Origin of the sequence: Streptomyces sp. NPDC021622, assembly GCF_040640795.1 — a bacterium.
Lineage (GTDB): Bacteria > Actinomycetota > Actinomycetes > Streptomycetales > Streptomycetaceae > Streptomyces.
In genome coordinates this window covers 129202-152785 of the sequence record NZ_JBFACK010000016.1, presented here as the reverse complement: position 1 = coordinate 152785, position 23584 = coordinate 129202, and the positions used below count along the sequence as shown (strand labels likewise).

General features: G+C 69.7%; 20 protein-coding genes and 3 pseudogenes. 18 read left to right on the top strand and 5 right to left on the bottom strand.

The window, feature by feature from the left end; all coding sequences use genetic code 11:
• Complete coding sequence (locus AB0G47_RS29305) at positions 1–1743, bottom strand: ABC transporter substrate-binding protein (RefSeq protein WP_360776069.1); 1743 nt, start codon at positions 1741–1743, stop codon at positions 1–3.
• Between the two features lie 220 nt (positions 1744–1963).
• On the opposite strand from AB0G47_RS29305, the gene AB0G47_RS29300 reads away from it, so the two are divergent.
• The 11 genes from AB0G47_RS29300 to AB0G47_RS29250 all read left to right on the top strand — a co-directional run bounded on the left by AB0G47_RS29300 (position 1964) and on the right by AB0G47_RS29250 (position 15241).
• Positions 1964–3118, top strand: coding sequence for an FAD-binding oxidoreductase (locus AB0G47_RS29300; RefSeq protein ID WP_360776066.1), 1155 nt, complete (start codon positions 1964–1966; stop codon positions 3116–3118).
• Positions 3119–3181: 63 nt separating this feature from the next.
• Positions 3182–3496 carry a (2Fe-2S)-binding protein gene (locus tag AB0G47_RS29295; protein ID WP_360776063.1) on the top strand — a complete coding sequence of 105 codons (315 nt, stop codon included), beginning with the start codon at positions 3182–3184 and terminating at the stop codon, positions 3494–3496.
• A complete protein-coding gene (locus tag AB0G47_RS29290) occupies positions 3477–4943 on the top strand; it encodes an FAD-dependent oxidoreductase (protein WP_360776060.1) in 1467 nt (488 codons plus the stop codon). Before AB0G47_RS29295 ends, AB0G47_RS29290 begins: the two co-directional genes overlap by 20 nt.
• A gap of 81 nt (positions 4944–5024) precedes the next feature.
• Positions 5025–5933, top strand: a complete 909-nt coding sequence (locus tag AB0G47_RS29285) for a dihydrodipicolinate synthase family protein (protein WP_360776057.1) — start codon at positions 5025–5027, stop codon at positions 5931–5933.
• 12 nt (positions 5934–5945) lie between these two features.
• Entirely contained in the window at positions 5946–6953 is a 1008-nt protein-coding gene (locus AB0G47_RS29280; protein ID WP_360776054.1) for a proline racemase family protein, read from the top strand.
• Positions 6950–8332: an aldehyde dehydrogenase family protein gene (locus AB0G47_RS29275; RefSeq protein WP_360776051.1), complete on the top strand. Its 1383-nt coding sequence runs from the start codon at positions 6950–6952 to the stop codon at positions 8330–8332. The genes AB0G47_RS29280 and AB0G47_RS29275 overlap by 4 nt, the downstream gene beginning before the upstream one ends.
• Positions 8333–8378: 46 nt before the next feature.
• The gene (locus tag AB0G47_RS29270; RefSeq protein WP_360776044.1) at positions 8379–9101 is read left to right on the top strand and encodes a GntR family transcriptional regulator; all 723 of its coding nucleotides are present in this window, start codon (positions 8379–8381) and stop codon (positions 9099–9101) included.
• A 186-nt stretch (positions 9102–9287) separates the two neighbouring features.
• Entirely contained in the window at positions 9288–10553 is a 1266-nt protein-coding gene (locus AB0G47_RS29265) for an alpha/beta fold hydrolase (protein WP_360776041.1), read from the top strand.
• A 265-nt stretch (positions 10554–10818) separates the two neighbouring features.
• Complete coding sequence (locus AB0G47_RS29260; protein WP_360776038.1) at positions 10819–12789, top strand: collagenase; 1971 nt, start codon at positions 10819–10821, stop codon at positions 12787–12789.
• 149 nt (positions 12790–12938) lie between these two features.
• Positions 12939–14510, top strand: coding sequence for a hypothetical protein (locus tag AB0G47_RS29255; RefSeq protein ID WP_360776035.1), 1572 nt, complete (start codon positions 12939–12941; stop codon positions 14508–14510).
• Between the two features lie 125 nt (positions 14511–14635).
• Positions 14636–15241, top strand: a complete 606-nt coding sequence (locus AB0G47_RS29250) for a LysE family translocator (RefSeq protein ID WP_360776032.1) — start codon at positions 14636–14638, stop codon at positions 15239–15241.
• Between the two features lie 128 nt (positions 15242–15369).
• Here AB0G47_RS29250 and AB0G47_RS29245 read toward each other — a convergent pair.
• Positions 15370–16197: pseudogene (locus AB0G47_RS29245) on the bottom strand (2-oxoglutarate and iron-dependent oxygenase domain-containing protein); the annotation flags it as partial.
• Between the two features lie 238 nt (positions 16198–16435).
• Between AB0G47_RS29245 and AB0G47_RS29240 the strand changes: the two are divergent.
• Together AB0G47_RS29240 and AB0G47_RS29235 are read left to right on the top strand one after the other, a co-directional pair.
• A pseudogene (locus tag AB0G47_RS29240) lies at positions 16436–16600 on the top strand (hydrolase); the annotation flags it as partial.
• A 40-nt stretch (positions 16601–16640) separates the two neighbouring features.
• Positions 16641–16781 carry a hypothetical protein gene (locus AB0G47_RS29235; protein ID WP_360776280.1) on the top strand — a complete coding sequence of 47 codons (141 nt, stop codon included), beginning with the start codon at positions 16641–16643 and terminating at the stop codon, positions 16779–16781.
• Between the two features lie 205 nt (positions 16782–16986).
• Here AB0G47_RS29235 and AB0G47_RS29230 read toward each other — a convergent pair whose 3' ends face one another.
• Positions 16987–17775: an OBAP family protein gene (locus AB0G47_RS29230; RefSeq protein ID WP_360776030.1), complete on the bottom strand. Its 789-nt coding sequence runs from the start codon at positions 17773–17775 to the stop codon at positions 16987–16989.
• A 243-nt stretch (positions 17776–18018) separates the two neighbouring features.
• Between AB0G47_RS29230 and AB0G47_RS29225 the strand changes: the two genes are divergently transcribed.
• A complete protein-coding gene (locus AB0G47_RS29225; RefSeq protein WP_360776027.1) occupies positions 18019–18435 on the top strand; it encodes a CBS domain-containing protein in 417 nt (138 codons plus the stop codon).
• A gap of 331 nt (positions 18436–18766) precedes the next feature.
• On the top strand, positions 18767–20233 hold the full coding sequence (locus AB0G47_RS29220; RefSeq protein WP_360776024.1) for an aminotransferase class I/II-fold pyridoxal phosphate-dependent enzyme: 1467 nt from the start codon (positions 18767–18769) through the stop codon (positions 20231–20233).
• Between the two features lie 345 nt (positions 20234–20578).
• Here AB0G47_RS29220 and AB0G47_RS29215 read toward each other — a convergent pair.
• Positions 20579–20937, bottom strand: a pseudogene (locus AB0G47_RS29215) (enolase C-terminal domain-like protein); the annotation flags it as partial.
• Between the two features lie 109 nt (positions 20938–21046).
• On the opposite strand from AB0G47_RS29215, the gene AB0G47_RS29210 reads away from it, so the two are divergent.
• The 3 genes from AB0G47_RS29210 to AB0G47_RS29200 all read left to right on the top strand — a co-directional run bounded on the left by AB0G47_RS29210 (position 21047) and on the right by AB0G47_RS29200 (position 22242).
• Entirely contained in the window at positions 21047–21361 is a 315-nt protein-coding gene (locus AB0G47_RS29210; protein ID WP_360776022.1) for a hypothetical protein, read from the top strand.
• A 124-nt stretch (positions 21362–21485) separates the two neighbouring features.
• A complete protein-coding gene (locus AB0G47_RS29205) occupies positions 21486–21950 on the top strand; it encodes a hypothetical protein (protein ID WP_360776019.1) in 465 nt (154 codons plus the stop codon).
• Positions 21951–22005: 55 nt separating this feature from the next.
• Positions 22006–22242, top strand: a complete 237-nt coding sequence (locus AB0G47_RS29200; protein ID WP_360776016.1) for a hypothetical protein — start codon at positions 22006–22008, stop codon at positions 22240–22242.
• 32 nt (positions 22243–22274) lie between these two features.
• On the opposite strand, the gene AB0G47_RS29195 is transcribed toward AB0G47_RS29200, so the two are convergent.
• Positions 22275–23510, bottom strand: a complete 1236-nt coding sequence (locus AB0G47_RS29195; RefSeq protein WP_360776267.1) for a cytochrome P450 — start codon at positions 23508–23510, stop codon at positions 22275–22277.
• Positions 23511–23584 lie beyond the last annotated feature (74 nt).

The window sequence follows — 23584 nt, the reverse complement described above, 5'->3', positions numbered from 1 at the left end:
TCAACCCTCGCTCTTGGCGGGGTTCTTGAGACCGACCGAGGCGTAGTCGAGCTGGCCGCCGAAGGAGGTCTGCCCGTACGCGCCCGCGATGTTGGTCCCCACCACCAGCGGCCAGCGCCGGACCAGGACGGGCACGGCCGGCGCCTTGGCGAGGATCTCGCCGTCCAGCTCCCGCCAGGCCGCGCCGGCCTTCCCGGCGTCGGTCATCGCGGCGATCTCGTCCATCCGCTGCATGGTCGCCTTGTCGCGGAAGAGGGAGTGGTTGCCGGAGTTCCCCTTCTCCTTGATGAAGCGGCCGTCGAAGACGAAGGGCAGGAAGGTGGAGCCGGACGGGTAGTCGGGGCACCAGCCGGTGTAGACGAGGTCGGTGCGGTTCTTGGTGTCGCCGATGGTGGCGTAGAACGCGGACGGGTCGACCGTCTCGATGGTGACCTTGATGCCGGCCTTGGCGAGCGACTGCTGGATCGCTTCCGCCCGTCCCTTGTCGCCGTTGGAGACCGTCATCTTGGTGCTGAAGCCGTCAGGCTTTCCGGCCTCCTTGAGCAGCTGCTTCGCCTTGTCCGCATTGCCGCTGACGGGGATCTTCAGGGTGTCGGGCTGCTTGCCGTCGAAGAGGGTGGCGGGCATGTAGGCGGTGGAGGGGTCATTGAAGGCAGGGCCGCCGGATGAGGTGGTCACGGCGTCCCTGTCCAGGGCGTACTGCACGGCCTGACGGACCTTCACGTCGGTGAACGGGGCCCGTCCGGTGTGCATCTGCACCATGTCGGTGCAGTTGGTCGACTCGGCGAGCAGCCGCTTGCGGACATCGGCCTTGGGCAGCACCTTCACCCCGCTCTCCGGCCGCAGCGCGTACCACGGGACGGTGGAGGCGTCCGCGCCCTGGCTGGCGATCATCCGGTCGTCGATCTGATTGGGCCGCAGCCCCATCACCATGACCAGCTTGTCCGGGTACGCCTTGCGTATCGCGTCCGTCTTGGGGTCCCAGTGCGGGTTGCGGACCAGGACGATCTTCTTGTTGCGCTGATACGTCTGGATCTTGTACGGGCCCGAGGAGAAAGGGCGGTTGTCGTAGCGGGGCCCGTTGTCCTTCGCCTTCGGTACCGGGGCGAAGGTGGGCATCACCGTCACGTTGGGGAACTCGGCGAAGGGCTTGCGCAGTTCGAAGACGATCGTCCTGTCGTCCGGTGTCCTGATGGAGTCCAGGTGCTTGCCGTCGGCGGGGCCCTGGTAGCCCTTGGCGCCCTTGAGGTAGCGGGCGGCGTAGTCGGCGCCGCCGGGCAGGTCGGGGGAGAAGGACCGCTCGACGTTGTACTTGACGTCCTGCGCGGTGATCGGCGTTCCGTCCTCGTACTTGACCCCTGCCTTGAGGCGGAAGGTCCAGGTCTTGGCGCCGTTGGAGGAGGTGCCGAGGTCGGTCGCGAGGTCGGGGACGAGCTCGCCGCCGGCGGTTCCGGGGGCCGCCTTGTACGACACCAGGGTGCGGTAGAGCAGCCGGGTCCCGAAGTTCATGTCGCTCATGACCCAGTTGCGGGCCGGGTCGAGGTGCGTGAAGTCCGTGTTCGACAGGACGGTGAGGGTTCCGCCCTTCTGCGGAGTCCCCCCGATCACCTTGCCGATGTTGGCCGTCGCGAGGTTCTTGCCGCGGGTTCCGCCCGTCTTCTGTCCGCCGGAGCAGCCGGCCGTGCCGAGGGTGAGGGCCGCCGCCAGTGCGACGGCGAGGGCGGTACAGGTGCGCTTGTCCATGAGTGGTCACTCCGGAAGCAGTCGAGCAGCCAGAGCTGGAGGCTGGCTGGAATGTGACCCGTAACATAGTAATGTGAAATTGCACTGACAAGGTGTGAGCTACTTCGTTACCCACCCGTTCCCAAGTGGGCTGCTGTGGTTGACCCTTCAACTGCGGGATCGCTTGGGCTTGTTGATCGCCACCCTTGGCAGAAGCAGTGCAATGTGAAATATTACTGACGTGCTGACAAGGAACACCGCAGACGTCATCGTCGTCGGGGCGGGCGTGATGGGCGCGGCCTGCGCCTATTACGCCGCCCGGTCCGGCCTCCGCGTCACCGTGCTCGACCGCGGCCCCGTGGCGGGCGGTACGACGGGGGCCGGCGAGGGCAACCTCCTGCTCTCCGACAAGGCGCCGGGCCCCGAGCTCGAACTCGCCCTGCTCTCCACCCAGTTGTGGCGGGAGCTCGCCGACGAGCTCCCGCCGGAGATCGAGTACGAGTCGAAGGGCGGCCTCGTCGTCGCCTCCGACGAGGCGGGGATGGGCGCGCTGCGGGACTTCGCGGCCCGGCAGCGGAAGGCGGGCGTGACGGCGGACGAGGTCGGGGCCGACCACCTGCACGACCTGGAGCCCCACCTCGCCGACGGTCTGGCGGGCGGCTTCCACTACCCCCAGGACGCGCAGGTCATGCCCGCGCTCGCCGCCGCGCATCTCCTGCGTGCGGGCGGCGACCGGGTCCGGCTGAGCCTGGGCGAGGAGGTCACCGGCCTGCTCACCGGGGCATCCGGCGAGATCCGCGGGGTGCGGACGGCGGCCGGTGAGCACCACGCTCCGTACGTGGTCAACGCGGCAGGGACCTGGGGCGGCGAGGTCGCCCGCCTCGCGGGGGTGGAGCTTCCCGTACGGCCACGACGGGGCTTCGTCCTCGTCACCGAGCCCCTGCCGCGCGTAGTGCGCCGCAAGGTGTACGCGGCCGACTACGTCGCCGATGTGGCCAGCGGCTCCGCCGCGCTGCAGAGCTCGGCGGTGGTGGAGGGCACCCCGGCCGGCCCTGTCCTGATCGGCGCCAGCCGGGAGCGGGTCGGCTTCGACCGGACGCTCTCGGTCGAGGTGCTGCGGCGTCTGGCGGCCCAGGCCACCGCGCTGTTCCCGGTCCTTTCCGGGGTGCGGGCGATGCGCACGTACGCCGGTTTCCGCCCGTACCTGCCGGACCATCTGCCCGCCATCGGCCCCGACCCGCGCGTCCCAGGGCTGCTGCATGCCTGCGGCCACGAGGGCGCGGGGATCGGGCTCGCGCCGGCCACCGGCCTTGCCGTCGCACGGTACCTGAGCGGCGGCGAACCGCCGCTCGACATCACCCCGTTCAGGCCGGAACGCTTCCCGTCGACCGCCTGAGTCCACCTGCGACGAGAGTCCGCCCGCGACGAGAGTCCACCCGCCACGAGAGGAGAGGGGCCCATGGCCCGTACCCCCGCCGACTTGGTCGGCGCATCGCCCGAACCACCGCTCCCCATCACCTTCGACGGCCGTGCCGTGACCGCCCTGCCCGGCCAGTCCGTTGCCGCCGCGCTGTGGGGAGCCGGAATCCTGGCCTGGCGCACCACGCGGAACGGCGGGCGCCCGCGGGGCGCCTTCTGCGGGATCGGGCAGTGCTACGACTGCCTCGCCACCATCAATGGAGAGCCCAACCGGCGGGCCTGCCTCGTTCCGGCCCGACCGGGGGACGCCGTCACCACTCAGGAAGGACACGGCCGTGCCGGTATCGCCGTCTGAACCGTACGCGTCGTACGACCTCGTGGTGATCGGCGCGGGCTCCGCCGGTCTTGCCGGGGCCGTCGCCGCCGCTGAACTCGGCCTGTCCGTATCCCTGTTGGACACCTCCACGCACACCGGCGGGCAGTTCTACCGGCATCCGGCGCCCGCAGTGGGTGCCGTCCGCCCCGAGGCCCTGCACCACGACTGGTCCGCCTACACCGATCTGCGCCGACGGCTTGCTGAGAGCGAGGTGCGGCACCTTCCCGGACATCACGTGTGGAGCATGACGAGGGGTGAGGAGGACGGCGACTTCTGGGCGGTGCACGCCGTCACCGGTGCCGACGGCGACGGCGAGCGTCCCGTACGCGTACGGGCCCGAGCGGTCCTTCTGGCGACCGGCGCGTACGAGCGTCAACTGCCCTTCCCCGGCTGGACATTGCCCGGCGTCGTGGGTGCCGGAGGAGCGCAGGCCATGCTCAAGTCCGGCCTGGTCCTTCCCGGGCGGAAGGTCGTCGTGGCGGGCAGCGGCCCCCTGCTGCTCGCGGTCGCCTCCTCGCTGGCCGCGGCGGGCGCGAGGGTGCCGGCCGTCGTCGAGGCGTCCGGATATCTGCGGTACGCCAGGCATCCCCGGGCGCTCGTCGCCAACCCGCACAAGGCAGTTGAAGCCCTGACCCACGGCGCCGCGCTGCTGCGGCGCCGGGTGCGGGTGCGGCTGCGCAGCGCGGTGACCCAGGTGCACGGCGCCGACCGTGTGGAGGCCGTCACCGTCACCCGCCTCGACCGCGACTGGCGCCCCGTGCGGGGGACGGGCCGCCGGATCGAGTGCGACGCGCTGGCCGTCGGGCACGGCCTCGTCCCTCAGATCGAACTGGCGACAGCGCTCGGCTGCACCACCCGCTCCCTGCCCGACGGCACCAGGGCTCTGGCCCTGGACGATCTTCAGGGGACATCGGTGCGCGGCCTGTGGGCGGCGGGCGAGGCCGGGGGAGTCGGCGGGGCGCAACTGGCGTACACGGAAGGAGAGTTGGCGGGTATCGCGATCGCCGCCCAGGTCCTGGGCGGCCCCGTCCACGGTGGCCGGGTGCGGGAACTGAAGCGCCGCAGGGCGCGGATGCGCGCCTTCGCCGACGCGATGGCCACCGTTCACGCGCCCGGTTCCGGCTGGCCGCGGTGGCTCACGGACGACACCGACGTGTGCCGCTGCGAGGAGGTCACCGTCGGCCGGATCCACGAAGCGGTCGAGGACCTCGGGGCGCGGGACGCCCGCACCGTCAAACTGCTCACCCGCGCCGGCATGGGCTGGTGCCAGGGGAGGATGTGCGGTGCGGCCGTGGCGTGCCTGGCGTCCCGCGGCGGGACCGCCGAACCCCCGCTGGAGCGCCGCCCGTTCGCCACGCCTGTCCCGCTGGCGGCACTCGCCGCGCTCGACGCCCCTGTCGTGAACGAGCCACGGGACCCTTCCTAGGCCCCTAGGTCGCCTACGTCGCCTAGGTCTCCCCCCGCAACGTAAGTGAAATGTCACATTCTCAAGAGAGGTCTCTCTGACATGACCATCAACACCTGGAACGGCACCCGTCCTTGGCGCGGCATCATGGTCGCCACCACGCTGCCCCTGCGCGACGACCTGTCCGTCGACCACGACGCCTATGCCGAGCACGTCCGCTGGCTGCTCGACAACGGCTGCGACGGTGTCGTGCCGAACGGCTCGCTCGGCGAGTACCAGACCCTCACCGACGAGGAACGGGCCCGGGTGGTGCGGACCGCCGTCGAGGCCGCGGGCGACGGGGCGCGGGTCATGCCCGGCGTCGCCGCGTACGGCAGTGGCGAGGCCCGGCGCTGGGCGGAACACGCGGGCGAGGCGGGCTGCGGCTCGGTGCTCCTGCTGCCCCCGAACGCCTACCGCGCCGACGAGCCGGCCGTACGCGCCCACTATGCCGAGGTCGCCCGCGTCGGGGTGCCGGTGGTCGCGTACAACAACCCCATCGACACCAAGGTCGACCTCACGCCGGACCTCCTCGCCCGGCTGCACCAGGACGGCAGCGTCGTGGCCGTGAAGGAGTTCACCGGTGACGTCCGCAGGGCGTACGAGCTCGCCGAACTCGCCCCGGAGCTCGACCTGTTGATCGGCGCCGACGATGTCCTGCTCGAACTGGCCGTCGCCGGTGCAGTCGGCTGGATCGCCGGCTACCCCAACGCGTTCCCCGCCAGCTGCGCGGAGCTGTACCGCTCCGCCGTCTCCGGAGACCTGGCCACGGCCGTCCCGCTCTACAAGTCCCTGCACTCCTTGCTGCGCTGGGACTCCAAGACGGAGTTCGTGCAGTCCATCAAGCTGTCCATGGACATCGTCGGGCGTCGGGGCGGCCCCACACGCCCGCCGCGCTTCCCGCTCACCGGGGAGATCGAAGAGGGCGTGCGCGCCGCCACCGAGAAGGCCGTCGCCGCCGGGCACAGGTAGGGGAGGGCGGACATGCGTACACGCCACGTCTTCCACGCAGTCGACTCGCACACCGAGGGCATGCCCACGCGCGTGATCACCGGTGGCGTCGGGGTCATCCCCGGCGCCACCATGGCCGAGCGGCGGCTGCACTTCATCGAGCACATGGACGGCCTCCGGACGCTCCTGATGTACGAGCCGCGCGGCCACGCCGCCATGAGCGGCGCGATCCTCCAGCCGCCCACCCGCCCCGACGCCGATTACGGAGCCCTCTACATCGAGGTCTCCGGACTGCTCCCGATGTGCGGGCACGGCACCATCGGGGTCGCCACCGTCCTGGTCGAGACGGGCATGGTGCCTGTCACGGAACCGGTCACCACGGTCCGGCTCGACACCCCGGCCGGACTCGTGACCGTCGAGGTCCAGGTGTCGGACGGCGCGGCCACGGCGGTCACGTTCACCAACGTACCGGCGTTCTGTGCCGCCCTGGACGGCAAGATCACCGTGCCCGGGTACGGCACGGTCACCTACGACCTCGCGTTCGGCGGGAACTTCATCGCCTTCGTCGAACTCGACGCCCTGGGGCTGCCGTTCGACCGTGAGCGCAAGGACGACCTGCGGGCCGCCGGGCTCGCCGTCATGGACGCGATCAACGCCTCGCCGCAGCGGCCCGTACACCCCGAGCGTCCTGAGATCGCCGGAGTCAAGCACGTCTACCTGGCCGCCCCCGGCTCCGACGCGCACCGCTCACGCCACGCGATGGTGGTCCACCCCGGCTGGTTCGACCGCTCCCCGTGCGGCACGGGCACCTCGGCCCGGATGGCGCAGCTGCACTCCCGCGGCCAACTGCCCCTGAACCAGGACTTCGTCAACGAGTCCTTCATCGGCACCCGCTTCATCGGCCGGCTGACCGAAGAGACCACCGTGGACTGCGGCGTGCCGGCCGTTGTGCCGACCGTCACCGGACGTGCCTGGATCACCGGCACCGCGCAGTACTTCCTCGACCCGGACGACCCCTTCCCCGGAGGATTTCTCCTGTGACCGCCGTCGGACCCGTCATCACCTCACACAACCCGGCCGATCCCTCCGACGTACTCCTGCGGATCCCGGCGCCCGGCGCCTTCGAGACGGTCGACACCGTGGAGCGGGCCCGCGCCGCTCAGCCGGGCTGGCTGCTCGGCGGGGCGGCCGCCCGCTCGGCCGCCCTCGGCGCGGTCGCCGACGCCATCGACGCCGCACGCGTCGAGCTGGCCGCACTCGCCGTCCGCGAGGTCGGCAAGCCGATCACCGAAGCCCGCGCGGAAGTCGCCCGCACCGCCGCGATCTGGCGCTACTACGCCCAGGCCCCGTACGAACCCGTCGGTGCGGTCCACGAGACCGCCGCGGGGCCCGGACTGCTGTTCTCCCGCCGCCGCCCGCACGGCGTGGCCGGACTGATCACGCCCTGGAACTTCCCCTTCGCCATTCCGAGCTGGAAGTCCGCCCCGGCGCTCGCCGCGGGCAACACGGTCGTCCTCAAGCCCGCACCCGAGGCCACGGCGTGTGCGCGGCGCCTGGCCGAGATCGTCCAACAGGCCATGCCCGCGGGGGTGTTCACCGTCCTGCCGGGCGGGGCGACGGAGGGCAACGCGCTCGTCTCCGCCGCCGACGTGGTCTCCTTCACGGGCTCGACCGCCGTCGGCCAGGCCGTCGCCCGCGCCGCAACGGCCCGCGGCGTGCCGGTCCAGGCCGAGATGGGCGGCCTGAACGCGGCAGTCGTCCTCGCGGACGCCGACATCGAGCAGGCCGCGGCCCACATCGCCGCCTCCATCGCCGGGTACGCGGGCCAGAAGTGCACCGCCACCAGCCGCGTCATCGCGGTCGGCGCGGCCCTTGAGCCCCTGCGCGAAGCACTCGCCGAAGCGCTGCGTGCCGTGCCGGTGGGCGACCCGACCGACGCGGCGACCGTGTGCGGGCCGCTCATCAACGAGCACGCCCGAGGCCAGGTGGGCGACGCCGGGCACGGCCTGTGCGTGCTGGCCGGCGGCACTGTGCCCGAAAGGCCCGGCTGGTATGCGGCCCCGACCCTGGTCGAGAAGGTCCCGGCGGGCCACCGGCTGTTGCGCGAAGAGGTCTTCGGCCCCATTGCTGCGCTGCTGCCCGCCGACGACCTGGCCCACGCGGTGCGGATCACCAACTTCGTTCCGTACGGCCTGGTCACCTCCGTCCACACTGCCGACCTGAACACGGCGCTGAGCGGACTCGATCGGCTCGACACCGGAATGATCCGGGTCAACGCCCCGTCCACCGGCGTCGACTTCCACTTGCCGTTCGGTGGAGCCAAGGCGTCCAGTCATGGGCCGCGCGAACAGGGCCGGGCCGCGCTGGAGTTCTACACCTCGAGCCGGACCTACACCCTGTCGCCAGCAGGGACAACGTGACATTGTATGGTGGTGGTCTGTACCAGATCGAAGGGACCATCACCGCATGGGGCACCTGAAGCACCACGACCTCAACGCCACCCGGGAGCGGCTGCGTGACCAGGTGGCCCACGCCCTGCGGGCCGCTCTGATCTCCGGTGAGCTGCGTCCGGGTGTGGTGTATTCGGCGCCCACGCTCGCAGAGGACTTCGGCATCTCGGCGACGCCCGTACGCGAGGCGATGCTCGACCTGGCCCGCGAGGGCCTGGTCGAGCCCGTCCGCAACAAGGGATTCCGGGTCACCGAGGTCAATGAGCGTGACCTCGACCAGTACACGGAGATCCGCGCCTTGATCGAGGTCCCCATGATCGGGCGGATCACCGGCAGTGCGGCGCGCGAGGATCTTGAGGCGCTGCGCCCGGTCGCCGAGGAGATCGTCCGGGCGGCGCGGGAGCACGACCTCATCGGTTACCTGGACGCCGACCGGCAGTTCCACCTCTCGCTCCTCGCCCTCTCGGGCAACGACCGCCTGGTCGAGACGGTCGGCGACCTGCGCAAGCGCTCCCGTCTGTACGGGCTCTCCACTCTGGACGAGCGCGGCGAGCTGATCCCCTCGGCCGAGGAGCACCTGGAGCTCCTCGACCTGATGCTCGCGGGCCAGGCGAAGGCGGCGGAGAAGTGCATGTCCAAGCACCTGGGTCATGTCCGCTCCCTGTGGGCCAGCAGCGGCAGTTCCTCCTCGGCTGAGGCCGGCTCGGCGGCGCGGCGCACCCGGAAGCGTTCTGCCTGAGGCCCTGAGGTCCTGAGGCCTGAGGCCCTGAGGTCCTGAAGCTCTGAGGTCCTGAAGCCCTGAAGTGGGATGCCCCCCATCACTTGGTGCTATGCCCGGGTGGGGGCTCCCCGGAAGGGGGTGGCTCGGCCACGCTGGCGCATGCAATGTCACACACCATTACGTGCCCCGCTGCGAAAGGGACCGATGAACCCGGCGTACGCCACCACCGACCACTGCTTCACCGTCCCGCTGGACCACTCGGTCCCGCACGGCCCGACCATCGAGGTGTTCGCGCGCGAGGTCGTCGACCCGGCCCGCGGCGGTGAACAACTGCCCTGGCTGCTCTATCTGCAGGGCGGTCCCGGCGGCAAGGCCCCACGCCCTTCGGCCGGTTCACCGGGCTGGCTGCCCCAGGCGCTCAAGACGCACCGGGTGCTGCTCCTCGACCAGCGCGGCACCGGCCGCTCCACACCGGTCACCGCGCGCACGGCTTCCCGGTTCGCATCCGCCGCCCAACTGGCCGAGCATCTGACCCACTTCCGCGCCGACGCGATCGTGGCCGACGCGGAACTGATACGCCGTCAACTGTGCGGCGCGGAACCCTGGGAGACGCTCGGCCAGAGCTATGGCGGCTTCATCACGCTGACCTACCTCTCGCACGCCCCAGAGGGCCTGCGGGCCTGCTACGTCACCGGCGGCCTGCCCGGTCTCACCGCGACCGCCGACGACGTGTACGCCCGTACCTACCCGCGGGTGCGGGAGCGGGTCCTCGACTTTTACACCCGCTACCCGCACGACGCCCCACGCCTCCGCAAGATCGCCGATCGCCTCGCGGCCGACGACATCCGGCTGCCCGGCGGGGACCGCCTTACGATCGGCCGCCTGCGCGCCCTCGGCCTCGCGCTCGGCATGGGCGACGGGTTCGAGCGGATCCACTGGCTGCTCGACGAATCCCTGGACGCGGGCGGCGAGTTGACGGACACCTTCCTCCACCAGGTCGAGGCGCAGACCGGCTTCACCGACAACCCGCTGTTCGCCGTCATGCAGGAGACGCTGTACGGGCAAGGGTCTTCGCCGAGCGCCTGGGCGGCGTCCCGCTCGCTCGCCGGCTTTCCCGAGTTCGCCGAGGATGCGGACCCTCTCCTCCTCACCGGCGAAATGATCTACCCCTGGATGTTCCGGGAGATCAGGGGTCTGCGCCCCTTCGCGGACGCGGCGGACCTCCTGGCCCGCCGCGGCGACTGGCCCTCGCTCTACGACCCGCACCGCCTGGCCGCCAACCAGGTACCCCTGGCCGCGGCGGTCTACCACGACGACATGTACGTCGACGCCGGCCTCTCCCTGCGCACGGCACGCGAAGTCGGCGCCACCCGGGTCTGGGTCACCAATGAATGGGAGCACGACGGCGTCACCGCCTCGGGCGGCCGCGTCCTCGCGCGCCTGATGGACCTGGCCGCGGGCCGCGCGTAAGCCGACCGTACTGCCGTGCGGTCGGCTCCTTCGATTCCGTCCCGGAATCCCAAGTTCCCGTTCGGGAGCCCCCTCTGACGACCCATCGGTTTCTGCCATTGCTTGCACCCCTCTTCTCACTGCCATGTGAACTGTGAAATTGTACGGGCACATTTTCGGCGGGCACGACAGCTCCGGGGGTGCTCAACTTCCGTTGCCGTCAAGGTCCGCACCCCCCACTGCCGTGCCCCGAGCACGGCTGCCGACTGGCCTGGAGGCCATCGCTATGCGCAGACCCCCCACAAGGAAACTCGCACAACTGCTGATACCCACCGTGGCCGTCGCCGGCCTGGGGCTCGCCATGCTCGCCCCCACGGGCGCGGCGGCCCCGGCCGACGCCGGGGCACCCAAGCCCGCACCGAGGTCGGCCCCCGCTCCACAGCCCGCCTCCGCCACCGTGCTCGCCGCCGACCTCGCACCCGGGCACGCAGCCGACCCCGAGCGATCGGCCACGAAGGTCTCGGACTCCGCGCAACGCCCTCCGCTCCCCGCGGCCCAGAACGCCGCAGAACGCAAGAAGGCCCGCTCCGCGGCGAAGGCCGCCGCGGACTGCAACGTCAGCGACTTCACCTCGAAGACCGGCCCTGCCCTGGTCGAGCAGATCAAGCAGTCGGAAACCACCTGCATCAACACGCTGTTCAGCGTGACCGGTGAGGACTCCAAGGCCCTCTTCCGCGAAGAACAGATGGTCACGGTGGCGAACGCCTTCGAGGACGTCGCGACCAACTACCCGGGGAACAACAGCACTTTCGCATCCCAAGTGGTGCTGTACCTGCGTGCCGGCTACTACGTCCAGTACAACCAGCCGGAGAACGTCGGCGAATACGGCCCGACACTGAAAAGCGCCATTCAGGGTGCCCTGGATGCCTTCTTCGGCTCGTCCCACGCCTTTGACGTCACCGAGGCCAACGGAGAGACCCTCGCCGAGACGGTCACCCTGATCGACAGCTCCGAGGAGAACGCCCGCTACCTCGACGTGGTCAAGCGTCTGCAGAAGGACTATGACGCGTCGTACGACGAGTTCTACGGGATGCTCGCGGCGGTCAACAACACCTACACCGTGCTCTTCCGCGGCCACCAACTGCCGGAGTTCGCACAGGCCGTGAAGGCTGACCCGAGCGTCCTCACCGGACTGCGTGACTTCGCCGTCGCCCACGACGATCTGCTCGGCACCGACAAGGCCTACCTGACCAGCAACGCCGGACGCGAACTCGGCCGCTTCCTGCAGCACGCCGACCTCAAGGACACCGTCAAGCCGTTGGTCAAGGAGCTGCTCGGCCGCAGCGAGATCACTGGACGCACCGCCCCGCTCTGGGTCGGCCTCGCCGAGATGACGGATGAGTTCGACAAGGAGAACTGCGCCGAGTACGACACCTGTGACCTGCAGAACCGCGTGCGCGATGCCGTGCTGACGATCAAGCACGAATGCGGTCCGAGTGCGAAGATCCTCGGGCAGCAGCTGACCGCGGCCGAACTCTCGGCCACATGCGACAGCGTCCTCAAGCAGGACCCGGTGTTCCACGGCATCGTCAAGGACGACGGCCCGGTCAAGGACGACAACAACACCAACATCGAGATCGTCGCCTTCAACTCCAGCACCGACTACAAGACCTACGCCGGTGTCGTCTTCGGCATCGACACCAACAACGGCGGCATGTACCTGGAGGGCGACCCGGCCGCCGAGGGCAACCAGCCGCGTTTCATCGCCTACGAGCAGCCGGCGCAGGACGGCGCCTTCCAGATCTGGAACCTCAACCACGAGTACACCCACTACCTCGACGGCCGCTTCGACATGTACGGCGACTTCGCAGCCGGGCAGACCACCCCGACGGTGATGTGGATCGAGGGTTTCGCCGAGTACGTCTCCTACTCGTACCGCGGTATCACCTACGACAGGGCGATCGAGGAGGCGGGCAAGAACACCTACAAGCTCAGCCAGCTCTTCGAGACCACCTACGACAACGCCGATACCACCCGTATCTACCAGTGGGGCTATCTGGGCGTCCGTTACATGCTCCAGTCGCACCCCGAGGACGTTGCCACCCTGCTCGGCCACTACCGCGCAGGCGAGTACGACGCGGCCTACAGCCTGCTCCGCGACACCATCGGCACCAAGTACGACGCCGACTTCGCCGACTGGCTGAGCAAGTGCGCCGGCGGCGACTGCGGCCAACTGCCGGCCCGTAGCGGCCGGTGACCGGGGCCTCGGTCACTCCCGAGAACTGAGTCAGGAGAGCCTGGTGTCCGGCGCACCGTTCGTGCGCGTGACACCAGGCTTCTCAACTGGCCAGTCAAGATCAGCGACAGGACCGGCGACCAGGGATCATCGAAAGATACGCTCCTGCGATGCGTCTGATACCCGACGACCCGTTCCCCGAGATCGGGCACCCCTTCACGACCGACGTGAGTGCGGACGGCCGCTGGATCGCCGTCAGTTGTCATGCGAGCGGCCGCGACGGACACGGTCGGATCGTCGTCTACCGGACGAGCGATCTCGCCCTGTGGGACCAGATCGTGGTGGAGCAGGGCATCGAGGGGCTCGCCTTCCATCCCGCCTTGCCCGTGCTCGCCGTGGGCACGGAGGACGGGGACGAGTTCGAACTCCGGGGCGGGCTGCTCATGTACGAGCCGGAGACCCGGCGCCGTACCGACGTGGCCGTCGCCGGGGCCGGTGTCAGTGCCCTGCGCTGGCGGGACGTGCGCCGCTTGGAGGTGACGTTCGCTCGGCCGGTCGTCGACTTCGAAGACCCGGGCCGAGTGACGTACACGCGATCCGTCACCGAGCGCGACGACTGGTACGACGTCACTGCTGACGTGCTCGCGGCGCTGATCTCCTGGCCGCAGATGCCGGTGGACGTCGACTGGAGCCGCGTCAAAGGACCGGACATCGACCAACCGCAGCGATACCTCGCCGGTGTCGCCGCCGCGAGGGGCCGCGCCTGGACCCGGCGGCCAGGGACGGCTGTTGTGGAGGTGCTGCGGGACGGCCGGATGCTGGCTGCGGCGCGGAGCGGGGTCCTGTTGGAGTGCTGGTCGCCGGACGGCACCCTGCAGTGGTGCGTGCCGACGCCCGACGGGCCGTGGCAACGCAACGGCTGCCGGCTGTACGTCACCCCGGACGAGGAGAGCGTCTGGATCACCGTCCTGGAGGGCGACAGCAGTGACCGGCGCACCCTGCTGTGCCGGTTCGCCCTCGCCGACGGCGCCCAACTCGCCGAACTCCGCCTCGACTTTCCGGTTGCCATCGCTGCGCGCACGGATGGTGCCTGGGTGGCCCGGGACTCCCGGGAGCTGTTCCCCGGGCCGCGCTGGCCGCCGAACGAGAGCGTCGTGCTCACGCCTTCCGGGCGACAGCTGGACACCTTGGCATTGGGGGAGAGCGACAGTTCCTACGATTTCCCGGTGCGACGCTCGCCCCATCTTCTCTTCCTCTACGGCGTCGGCGCCGGGGACGTGAGGCCGGAAGCGCGGGAGAAGTGGGTCGCGCAGGCGGACCCCAACGGGATCGAGCGGTTGTTCCCGCTCGCCTGGGACGACTCCCTCGGCCCTCACTTGCGGGGCGGTCCCGCCGTGTACGTCGACGACGACGCCGGGCCAGGGCTCGTCCACACCTGCACGGCACGCGACGGCACCCACCTCGTACGTCGCGCCTACCCGGGCGGTGCTGTGGCCTGGGCGCACCGCTTCGACGCGCCGGTTACCGGGGTCGACGTCCACCACGGTCTCGTCCACGTCGTGACCGGAGCCGGGTCCTGCGAGCTGCTCACGCTGCGAGCAGCGGAAGGCACGGTGGTGCGGCGGGGGACGCTGACCCTCGGCGGGCATGTCTACACCCCGACGAGCCTGAGCACCGGTCCGGACGGGGGCCTGGTGATCGGCACGGTGGAGGGGCGGCTGATCAGGATGCGGGCGGACTAGGGTGCTCTGCCCGCACTCAAGGGGGCGGCCCTCTATGGACCTGTGAGACCGGCACACTTTGGCTCTGCCATCCGGACCATTGCCGCGACAGGGTGAAAGGACCTTGAACCTTGTGGAGGTCCCCCTTGAGTCCTGCGTTCCTGCTGACCGCCCTGGTTGTGGTGGTCACCCCCGGCACCGGCGCCGTGTATACCCTCGCTGTCGGACTGTCCCATGGCCGACGGGCGAGCGTCGTCGCTGCGCTTGGCTGCACTCTCGGCGTCGTTCCGCATCTGGTGGCGACGATCACCGGCCTTGCCGCGCTGCTGCACACCAACGCCGTCGCCTACGAGGTGGTGAAGTACCTCGGTGTCGGTTACCTGCTGTACATGGCCTGGGCGACGCTGCGCGACAAGGAGGCGCTGACCGTCGAGAAGGGGGCCGAGCCGTGGTCGGCGGCTCGCGTGATCGCCTCGGCGGTGCTGACCAACCTGCTCAACCCGAAGCTCACGATGTTCTTCGTCGCGTTCCTCCCACAGTTCGTCCCCGCCGACGAGTCCGGCTCCCTGGGCGTCATGCTTCAGCTCAGCGTCGTCTTCATGGCGCTGACCTTTGCTGTCTTCGCCGCCTACGGGATGTGTGCCGCTGCCATGCGCAACCGAGTGCTGGCCCGGCCGAAGGTGATGACCGGCATCCGCCGGGTCTTCGCCGCCTCCTTCGTAGCCCTGAGCGCGCGTCTTGCGGTGACGTGAGACTGCGGTTCCAGCACGCGGACGCACGGCGGTACCGAGCGCCAGGCGCCCGGCGAGGTGATCGACAATGCAGTGGCGGCTCTACCGGTCCAGTAGGGATTGCAGCAGGGACGCGTACCGACCCGGTGCGTCGCCGCATGGTAGATGCCGTTCGTGGCCCGCTGCAGGTAGTCCCCGAGGAAGACGAACACCGCGTCAGGGACCAGGGGAACGGAGAGCCAGGCGCCGTCCTCGCCCTGCACCTGCAGGCCCGGCTCGTCCTGGAGCACGACGGTGAAGTAGGCGTGGTCGATGTGCGGTGACATCGCATAGTCGACGGTGTTGGCGATGTCGGCGCCGTGTCCGGGCCGGTAGGAGTTGAGGCCGAGGCGGTGCATGGGCGAGGCCTGACAGGAGTCGGTGAGCGCACTGTCCAGTGAGAGGTCCTCGGCACAGGCCGCGAGGAGTTGGTTCCCCAGCACCACCAGGCTTTCGAAGAGCGCGGAGCAGTTCGCGAACGGCGTGTGGAAGAAGTCGGACGACGGCTCCACCGCAAGGGCGTGGGTGGTCCTTCCGATCCGGTACTGCTCGCAGGCCTCGCCGCCCGCGTGCGAGGTGCTCTTCTCCTGCCCCACCCCTCGGTAGCCCAGGAACTGCGACCGGGCACTGGCGGCGTACGTCCGCTTCTCGCGGTCGGGCCGGGCGTAAAAGCGCCGTGTCTCCTCGAACGCGGGGCCCGTCAACGCCTCTGGTACCGCGTGACGGCGGACGAAGAAGAACCCCAGACGACGGCACGCCTCACCGAGCGCGGCGACGCCCTCGCCCGAGTCCAGATTCACCGAGGGGATGGCTGCGTCCCTGCCGGGTGCCGATTCCACGCCCGTGTCACCTCCGGTGCGGCTAGTGCCCGCAGGTCGCCGACAAGCCGATCTGCCCCCAGGGTCCAAGCCAGGAGCCCGTCGGGACAACGAGCACATACAGGCCAGGGGCGGGGCAGCGTCCCCTCAGCCCAAGCGCAGCGTCGTATGACGTATCCCGGCAACGACCCCGCAGCACCCGAGGTCCTACGGACATCTCTTGCGCGGGTAGTGCACTGTCGTGCCAACTCCTGGGCACGGGGAGAAAAGTAGGTCGGTCGGACCGGTCGTAGTTTTCGGGTGTGCCGAGCCGCCAAACGCGGACGGCACGGTACCGACTTCTCCGAAAGGACCCCTCATGTTCGACATCGCCAAGGTGCAGGCCGCCCCGAGTGCGGACCTCCTTACGCCCGACTACGCCGTCATGCTCTTCGTGGACCACCAGCCGCAGATGTTCTTCGACACCGGGGGCGGCGATCGCGCCGCGATCATCAACAGCACCGTGGGTCTCGCCAAGGCGGCTCTGAGATTCGACCAGGGCGAACAGGCCCGGACTGTCTTCGGTGAGGGACCTCGCCCCCGATCGTCACCGAGACTGGCTTCGACCGCACCACCTGCTCGTCGGCCGCCGCATCGTCGAGGACCTCGCGCACCACCATCCGGGCGATCTCTACCGCGAGCAGTCGGTCCCGGACGTTCAGTGATGGCCACGACATCGAGCGTGACCTCGGCTTGGTAGGCGTACGCCTCGAGCTGTCTCAGCGCCTGTGCCGCTTGGCAGAGCCTGCGCAGGCTGGACAAGGCCGTGTTTACCCGTAGAGCGGTGCCACTGCGGCTGAGACACCCATGGACCACGCCGGACGCATCGAAGAGTCCATGCTCTCCGGGCAGCGCGTTCAGAGGGTCCGGCTACCGCTTGAAAACGGTCTCCTCGACGCGGGTCTGCACGCTCCGGCCGCTTTCCCACGCGTTGGCTCCCGGTGCCACGTCCGGCACGGGTATGTCCGCTCGGTTCTGCCGCTTGTGGGTCGTGGAGAGACCGAGCCTCTCGTCCCGGTCCTGGATCATCTCGTCCGCGGCCTGTCCGTCCTGGGTGAAGCCCATCATCAGCTGTGGGATCCCGTAGGGGAAGTCGTCGCGGTCGTACTGCCACGTGTGGAACGTCTTCCCGTACGTGGTCACGAGGTCCTCGAAGTAGGCGTGTTCTGCCATGTCGGGGATGCCGGGGGCGGTGAGGATGCCGGAGGTGACCTCGTAGTGGTGACTGTGCCACAACCGCTTCTCGTCCTCGGGCAGGCCGCGGAAACGGTCCTCGCTGATGATGTATTCGATACCGATCAGCCGGGCGTCGGGCGCGTTGCGGTCGAATATCACGCACTGGTGCAGGTCGTGCCGGAGGTGGACGCAGAAGTGCGTGGCTTCCACCTGCCGGCCCATGTCGTCGGCGTACATGTGGAAGCCGTTGAGATACGTGCTCATCGCGTCGATCGGGTACTTCGGTTGCATCACGCCGGCTGCCAGGTCCAGCGCGCGGTGCTTGAGCGGGTGTCCTTCGCCGACCTTGCTGATAGTGGCCGCTTTGCGGACGAGCAGCAGGCCGGCCGCAGCCGTCAGGCCGGCTGCCGCTCCGATGCCGGCGGTGGCTGCCGACCTCAGGCCGGGGCCACGCAAGCGGTGCGTGTACTGAGTGAGTGTCATGTGTGGCGGGTGCCCTGTGGTTGGTGGCCATAACGGACGGCCCGGGAGTGCCGGAGAGCGCGAGTGCGCCGCTGGCCTGTCGGCTCCGGCGGTATACCGTCCCGCTGGCCGGGCACGGGTTCTCCCCCTTCGGCGCCCCGTCAGCGGCCGTTTCGGCGCCATCGTTCCGGGCACCCGTGCCGGACCGTTTCTCGTACCCAGACTCACGCGGGAACTCCCGGCGAAGAAGGGATGACGTTCACCATGATTACGGCTCGAGAGATCATGACCGGTGGCGCGCACCGCATCGGGGCACACGAGACCGCGCTGGCGGCAGCCCGCAAACTAAAAGACCTCCAGGTCGGCGCGCTGCCCATTTGCGGAGACGACAACCGTCTCATCGGCGTGATCACGGACCGCGACATCGTCGTCAAGGTACTCGGCACAGGTCTCGACCCCAGCGAGGTGGAAGTCGGCACCCTCGCACAGGGCGAGGCCGTGACCATCGGCGCTGACGACGACGCGGACGAGATCTTCGCAACCCTGGCCGAGCACAAGGTGCGGCGCCTGCCCGTCATCGACGGCACCGACCTCGTCGGCATGGTCGCCCTCGCAGACGCCGCCCGTGCTCTGAAAGCTCCTGAAGCAGGACGGCTGATCGAGGCACTCTCCACGGACTGATCAGCCCCCAGATGTCCTTGGCTGAGGAGGGCGCCGGCCCGGTTCACCGATTGCCGACCACCACAGACGTCAACTGCACGTGTTCCCCTGCATTCCCCTCCACGCCGGCACCCCAGCATCCCAGCGCGTACGTCGCGCGCCGGAAGCAGCGAGCGCAGCAACCACAGAGGACACGGGCGGGAAGACCGACAGCCGTTGACGCTGCGGCCACGCGGGCCGGGCGACAGTCGGCGCCCCGCGCCACCACACGGCCGGCCACCGCCCGGCGACCTCTGCTACTCCATGAGGGAGGGCGGTGACAGCAGCCTTCGTGCGGGGAAGGGTAGACGGCATGTCACTGGATCATTCGCGGGCGCCGGTGCTGGAAGCCGTCGATGCTTTCCGGCGCAAGGGCATGCTGTCCTTCTCGCCGCCCGGCCACAAGCAGGGCCTGGGCGTGGACCCCGAGGTGCGGCGCATCCTCGGGGCATCGGTCTTTGAGCATGATCTCCTGGCCTCGGGCGGTCTGGACGACCGGCGGATGCGCGGTCAGTATCTGCAGGAAGCCGAACGCCTCATGGCGGACGCCGTCCACGCGGATCACACGTTTTTCACGACGTGTGGCAGTTCCCTGTCGGTTAAGGCGGCGATGCTGTCGGTGGCGGGTCCCGAGCAGCAGCTGCTGCTGGGACGCGACGCCCATAAGTCGGTGGTGTCCGCACTGATTCTTTCCGGTATCGAGCCCGTGTGGGTCGAGCCGCGATGGGACCCGGAGCGGCATCTGGCCCACCCGCCTTCCGCACAGGACTTCGCCGAAGCGTTTGCCGCCCACCCGAACGCACGGGGCGCCCTGGTGACCAGCCCCACTCCGTACGGCAGCGCCGCCGATCTGCGCGGCATCGCGGAGATCTGTCATCAGCACGGCCGCCCCCTGATCGTGGACGAGGCATGGGGCGCGCACCTGCCCTTCCACCAGGACCTGCCCACGTGGGCGATGGACGCGGGCGCCGACGTCTGCGTGACCAGCATCCACAAGATGGGTACCGGCCTTGAACAAGGATCCGTCTTCCACCTGCAAGGCGACCTTGTCGAACCTGAAGTGCTGCAGAACCGTGCGGACCTGATGGGGACCACCAGTCCCTCCGTGCTCGTCTACGCAGCCCTGGATGGCTGGCGCCGACAGATGGCCCTGCACGGCCACGAACTCGTCAGTCACGCTCTCGAGACCGCTGCTGAACTACGCGTCGGAATCGAGAAGATCGACGGATTGCACGTCAACGACGCAGCAGACTTCTGCGGACCCGGCCTGGCCGATTCGCTCGACCCGCTGCCCGTCGTCATCGACCTCGCGGGCCCCAAACTGTCGGGGTATCGGGTTGCTGACTGGCTGCGTGAGCAGCGCTCCATCAACGTGCACCTCGCCGACCATCGCCGCATCAATGTCCAGATCACCCACGCCGACAGCCCGGCCACGACGGCGCCGCTGCTGGACGCACTGCGTGACCTCGCCCGCACGGCACACAGCTGGGACGAGGCTTCGGTGGTCGCGGTACCGCCGCCCGCCGAGTTGAGGATGGAGCAGGCGTGCCTGCCGCGGGATGCCTTCTTCGCTGCCACCGACGACGTGCCGATCAGCGAGGCCGCAGGCCGAGTTGCCGCTGAAGCGGTGACCCCTTATCCGCCGGGAATCCCGGTGATCCTGCCCGGTGAACGTCTGACGGAGCCGGTCCTCACCTATCTGCGGACGGGCGTACGCGCCGGCATGAATCTGCCCGACGCTGCCGATCCCGACTTCCGTACCGTGCGCGTGGTCAGGTGAGCAACGACCTCGCACGCGAGGTGCACAAACCGCCACCACTCACGAGGAGATGACGGAGTGGCTCGCGTGTGTGCGCTGCCGAGGCAGCTCGCTCGGCAGGGCAACCGCCGTCAGCGGAGCACGGCGTCGGCTGCGGGATGCCTGCCCATGAGCGGCTGTGCGTCGAGGCCGCGCCGCGTCCGTCCTGCCACGCAATGACGCTCGCCGCTGCGCCGTCGCGCTACCTCAAGGCGCTCACGGGCGAGTGGCCGTAGTGGTCGTGCGGGGACAGCACCGCACTCGGTTGCGCGATCGGCGGCCAAGGACAGACCGAGGCCGGGTGCACGATTCGCGCCCGGGGGCGGCGCTGCCGCCGTGCGCGTCGAGTACGCCGTCGAACAGGAGGCGCTCGATGCGGACATGGTCGTGTAACCATTCGAGGTGGCGCACGTTCGGTACGGATGCGGCGGCATGGGCGTGGGCGTGCGGGGCGCAATGCCCCCGAGATGTCGAGGCCCACGGCTTGGGCGAGCGCGGCGGCTCGCAGCCAGACGGTGATGCCGCCGCACCGGGTGGCGTCCGCCCTGCAGGCAGTCCACCGCGCCCGCGGCGAGCAAGTGCGCGAAGTAGGGCAGGGTGTAGCCGTGCTCGCCGGCCGTGTTGTCCAGGGCGGTGACGGTGCGGATGTCAGCAAGTGTCGTGAGGTGGTCGCTGGAGACCGGCTCGCTCCGGCAGCCTCGCACGGCGACGAGGGAGAGCTCTGACCGGAACGCGTCCGGTACTCGTCCAGCAGGCGCGTCGCCAGCCCGTCGAAGGCTCTGAGATCATGACGGCGTGACCGAGCCCTCCGTGGAGCCACCGCCCAAGATCCAAATTGTGCAGGTGGACACCCTCGCCACCGATCTGCTCGCCCTCGTGGTGCGCTGTCTGGCGACAACACGCCTGGGCGCCCGCTTCCACTGCGTGAGTCAGCACGGCCGAACCGTTGAGCTGACCCTGACGGAGATCCGACGCTATCCCACGGTGACGGTCACCGAAGTGGACCCACCCCACGCTGCTCAACTCGTCCTGACCGGACCGGGCACAGGCAGGGACGGTCTTCGACTCTGGGCCGGGGATGTCCTCCACGGCATCAACCCAGTCGCCTGATCACCGGCACTGGCGGCATGCGAAGCTCCCAGCCTGGCGGCTGGGAGGAAGCCGGCAGATCCGCCGAGCCCAGCACCTGGCCAACTCAGCGCTCCACATTGTCGACGCGCTGAACCACCAGCGGATGGACCACAGCCTCGGCATCCGCTCGTCCTACGCACGCATCAGGCAGCTCGCGTATCTCGCCCTGGCCGCGGCCGATCACCTCCTGGAAGCCCGATCCGAGGTGCGAGACCGCCTCGTCCTCGTACGGGATCTGACCTCCCTCGGCGCCGACGACGCTCTGGCCACTGCGGAACTCCTGGTCACCGAGATGCGGCGCCAGCGCCTCCTGCCCGCCGACCAGCTGCTCGACCTCTCGCCGGCGCAGCACACCGCCCTGCGTGCCGTCGTCCAGGGCCATGTGACGATCGACCGCCACGACGACAAGCCCAGGGTCAGCCGCGACGAGCTTCGGATCAGCATCAGCACCATCCGCTCCCTGGAAGCACGCGGGCTAGGCGGCCGCGAGGAGACCCCACGGATCCTGCACGGCGAACGCGTTCACCTCACCGCCGACGGCTGCCGCACCCTGGCGGCCGGCTTCTGAGCAGGATCGTCGTCTGGCTGCACTCACACCGGACGTATCCAGGGTGGTTGCCGACATGCTGCGGACGGTGGTGGGGCTTGAGCCGCCGGAACGTGTCCCCACAGACGCGTGGGACGTCACCGGCAGGGTGTTGGAGGAGTCCGGGCAGGACGGGTTGCGGGTGCTTGTGCTGTGCCTGACGGGGTGGGCAACCGCGCAAACGGAGCGGGTGGCGATGCTGACCGGCCGGTCGACGGACGCAGTCCTGGACGAGCTGGATCTTGCGTGCTTGGAGACCATGTCCGACGACTGACCGCTCCACTCGCTCACCGTACGGCGTCGCACTCACCACGCGACCGGCAGCGCCTCGGGACCGCGGACCAGGGCGTTGCGGCGCCAGGGGATCGCATGCGGGGCGGTCGCGAGGCGCAGGGTGGGGAGGCGGTCGAGGAGAGTGTCGAGGAGAAGGTCGATCTGGAGGCGGGCGAGCGGGCCGCCCGTGCAGTAGTGAGTGCCGTGGCCGAAGGAGACGTGCGGGTTGTCCGGGCGGTCGAAGTCGATGCTTTCGGGGTCCGGGAAGACGGCCGGGTCGCGGTTGGCCGCCAGGTACGAGACGTAGACCGGGTCGCCCTTCCTGATGCGTCGGCCGCACAGCTCCACGTCCTCCGTGGCGATGCGGGCGAGGCCGACCGAATTGCGGTGCGGGATGTAGCGGAGCAGTTCGTCGATGGCCCGGGGGCGGATCGCGGGGTCGGTCCGCATGCGGTGGAGGAGGTGGGGGTGGGTGAGGAGCAGGAAGAACATCTGGCCGGTGTTGTTTGTGACAGCCTCGCCGCCGATCTGCAGCGGGCCCGCGACGCCGATGGCCTCCTCCTCCGTCAGATCGCCGCGGTCCACCCCGGCAGCCAGGAGCGACATGATGTCGCCGGCGGCGGGTTCGGCGTTGAGGTCGGTGTCGGGTTCCGTCGTGGGGGCGGGGGCGGGTCGGTCGGTGCGGCGGGCGCGGATCTCGTCGGCGAGCCAGCCGTACAGCTCGTCCTTCGCTCGGCCCGTGACCGTCGCGTCGCGTGACGGGAACACGATCTCCTGGGTCAGGCGGTGCAGGCGCGGGCGGTCGGCCTCGGGTACGCCCATGACCTCGCAGTGCACCGCGATGGGGAACGGTTCGAGGACGCGGGCCGTGAGATCCGCCGGTGCGCCGTCCCGTACGAGGGTGTCCACCAAGGCGTCGAGGGTCTCCTGCGCCCGGGCGCGCAGCCGCGCCACACCACGCGCCGTAAAGGCGGGAGCGACCACGCGGCGCAGCCGGTTGTGGTCGGGCGGGTCGGCGAAGGCGAGCGCGCCGGGCCGGGGTTTGAAGTGCGGGGCGAGGCGGGTGATCTGACGTTCGGTGACGGGGCCACGGACGAAGCGGGGGTCGTTCGTCACGGCGCGTACGTCGTCGTAGCGGGTCACGAGCCAGGCCCAGCCCTCGCCGTACGGCAGCTTGATGCGGGTGAGGGGGCCTTCGCGCATCAGCTCGGTCAGGACCGGGTCGAAGTCGGGGCCCTGGATGTTCTGGGCGGGCCAGTCACGGACGATGGGTTCCTGGGTCCGGTGTTCGTCGAGTTGCTCTTCGCGGTGTTCTTCGGGTGCGAGGCGGTGTTCTTCGGGTG

Coding starts and splice junctions, on each gene's coding strand:
- AB0G47_RS29305 (WP_360776069.1), bottom strand. CDS start 1,743: ATGGACAAGCGCACCTGTACCGCCCTCGCCGTCGCACTGGCGGCGGCC.
- AB0G47_RS29295 (WP_360776063.1), top strand. CDS start 3,182: ATGGCCCGTACCCCCGCCGACTTGGTCGGCGCATCGCCCGAACCACCG.
- AB0G47_RS29285 (WP_360776057.1), top strand. CDS start 5,025: ATGACCATCAACACCTGGAACGGCACCCGTCCTTGGCGCGGCATCATG.
- AB0G47_RS29280 (WP_360776054.1), top strand. CDS start 5,946: ATGCGTACACGCCACGTCTTCCACGCAGTCGACTCGCACACCGAGGGC.
- AB0G47_RS29270 (WP_360776044.1), top strand. CDS start 8,379: ATGGGGCACCTGAAGCACCACGACCTCAACGCCACCCGGGAGCGGCTG.
- AB0G47_RS29265 (WP_360776041.1), top strand. CDS start 9,288: ATGAACCCGGCGTACGCCACCACCGACCACTGCTTCACCGTCCCGCTG.
- AB0G47_RS29260 (WP_360776038.1), top strand. CDS start 10,819: ATGCGCAGACCCCCCACAAGGAAACTCGCACAACTGCTGATACCCACC.
- AB0G47_RS29255 (WP_360776035.1), top strand. CDS start 12,939: ATGCGTCTGATACCCGACGACCCGTTCCCCGAGATCGGGCACCCCTTC.
- AB0G47_RS29230 (WP_360776030.1), bottom strand. CDS start 17,775: ATGACACTCACTCAGTACACGCACCGCTTGCGTGGCCCCGGCCTGAGG.
- AB0G47_RS29225 (WP_360776027.1), top strand. CDS start 18,019: ATGATTACGGCTCGAGAGATCATGACCGGTGGCGCGCACCGCATCGGG.
- AB0G47_RS29220 (WP_360776024.1), top strand. CDS start 18,767: ATGTCACTGGATCATTCGCGGGCGCCGGTGCTGGAAGCCGTCGATGCT.
- AB0G47_RS29205 (WP_360776019.1), top strand. CDS start 21,486: ATGGACCACAGCCTCGGCATCCGCTCGTCCTACGCACGCATCAGGCAG.
- AB0G47_RS29200 (WP_360776016.1), top strand. CDS start 22,006: ATGCTGCGGACGGTGGTGGGGCTTGAGCCGCCGGAACGTGTCCCCACA.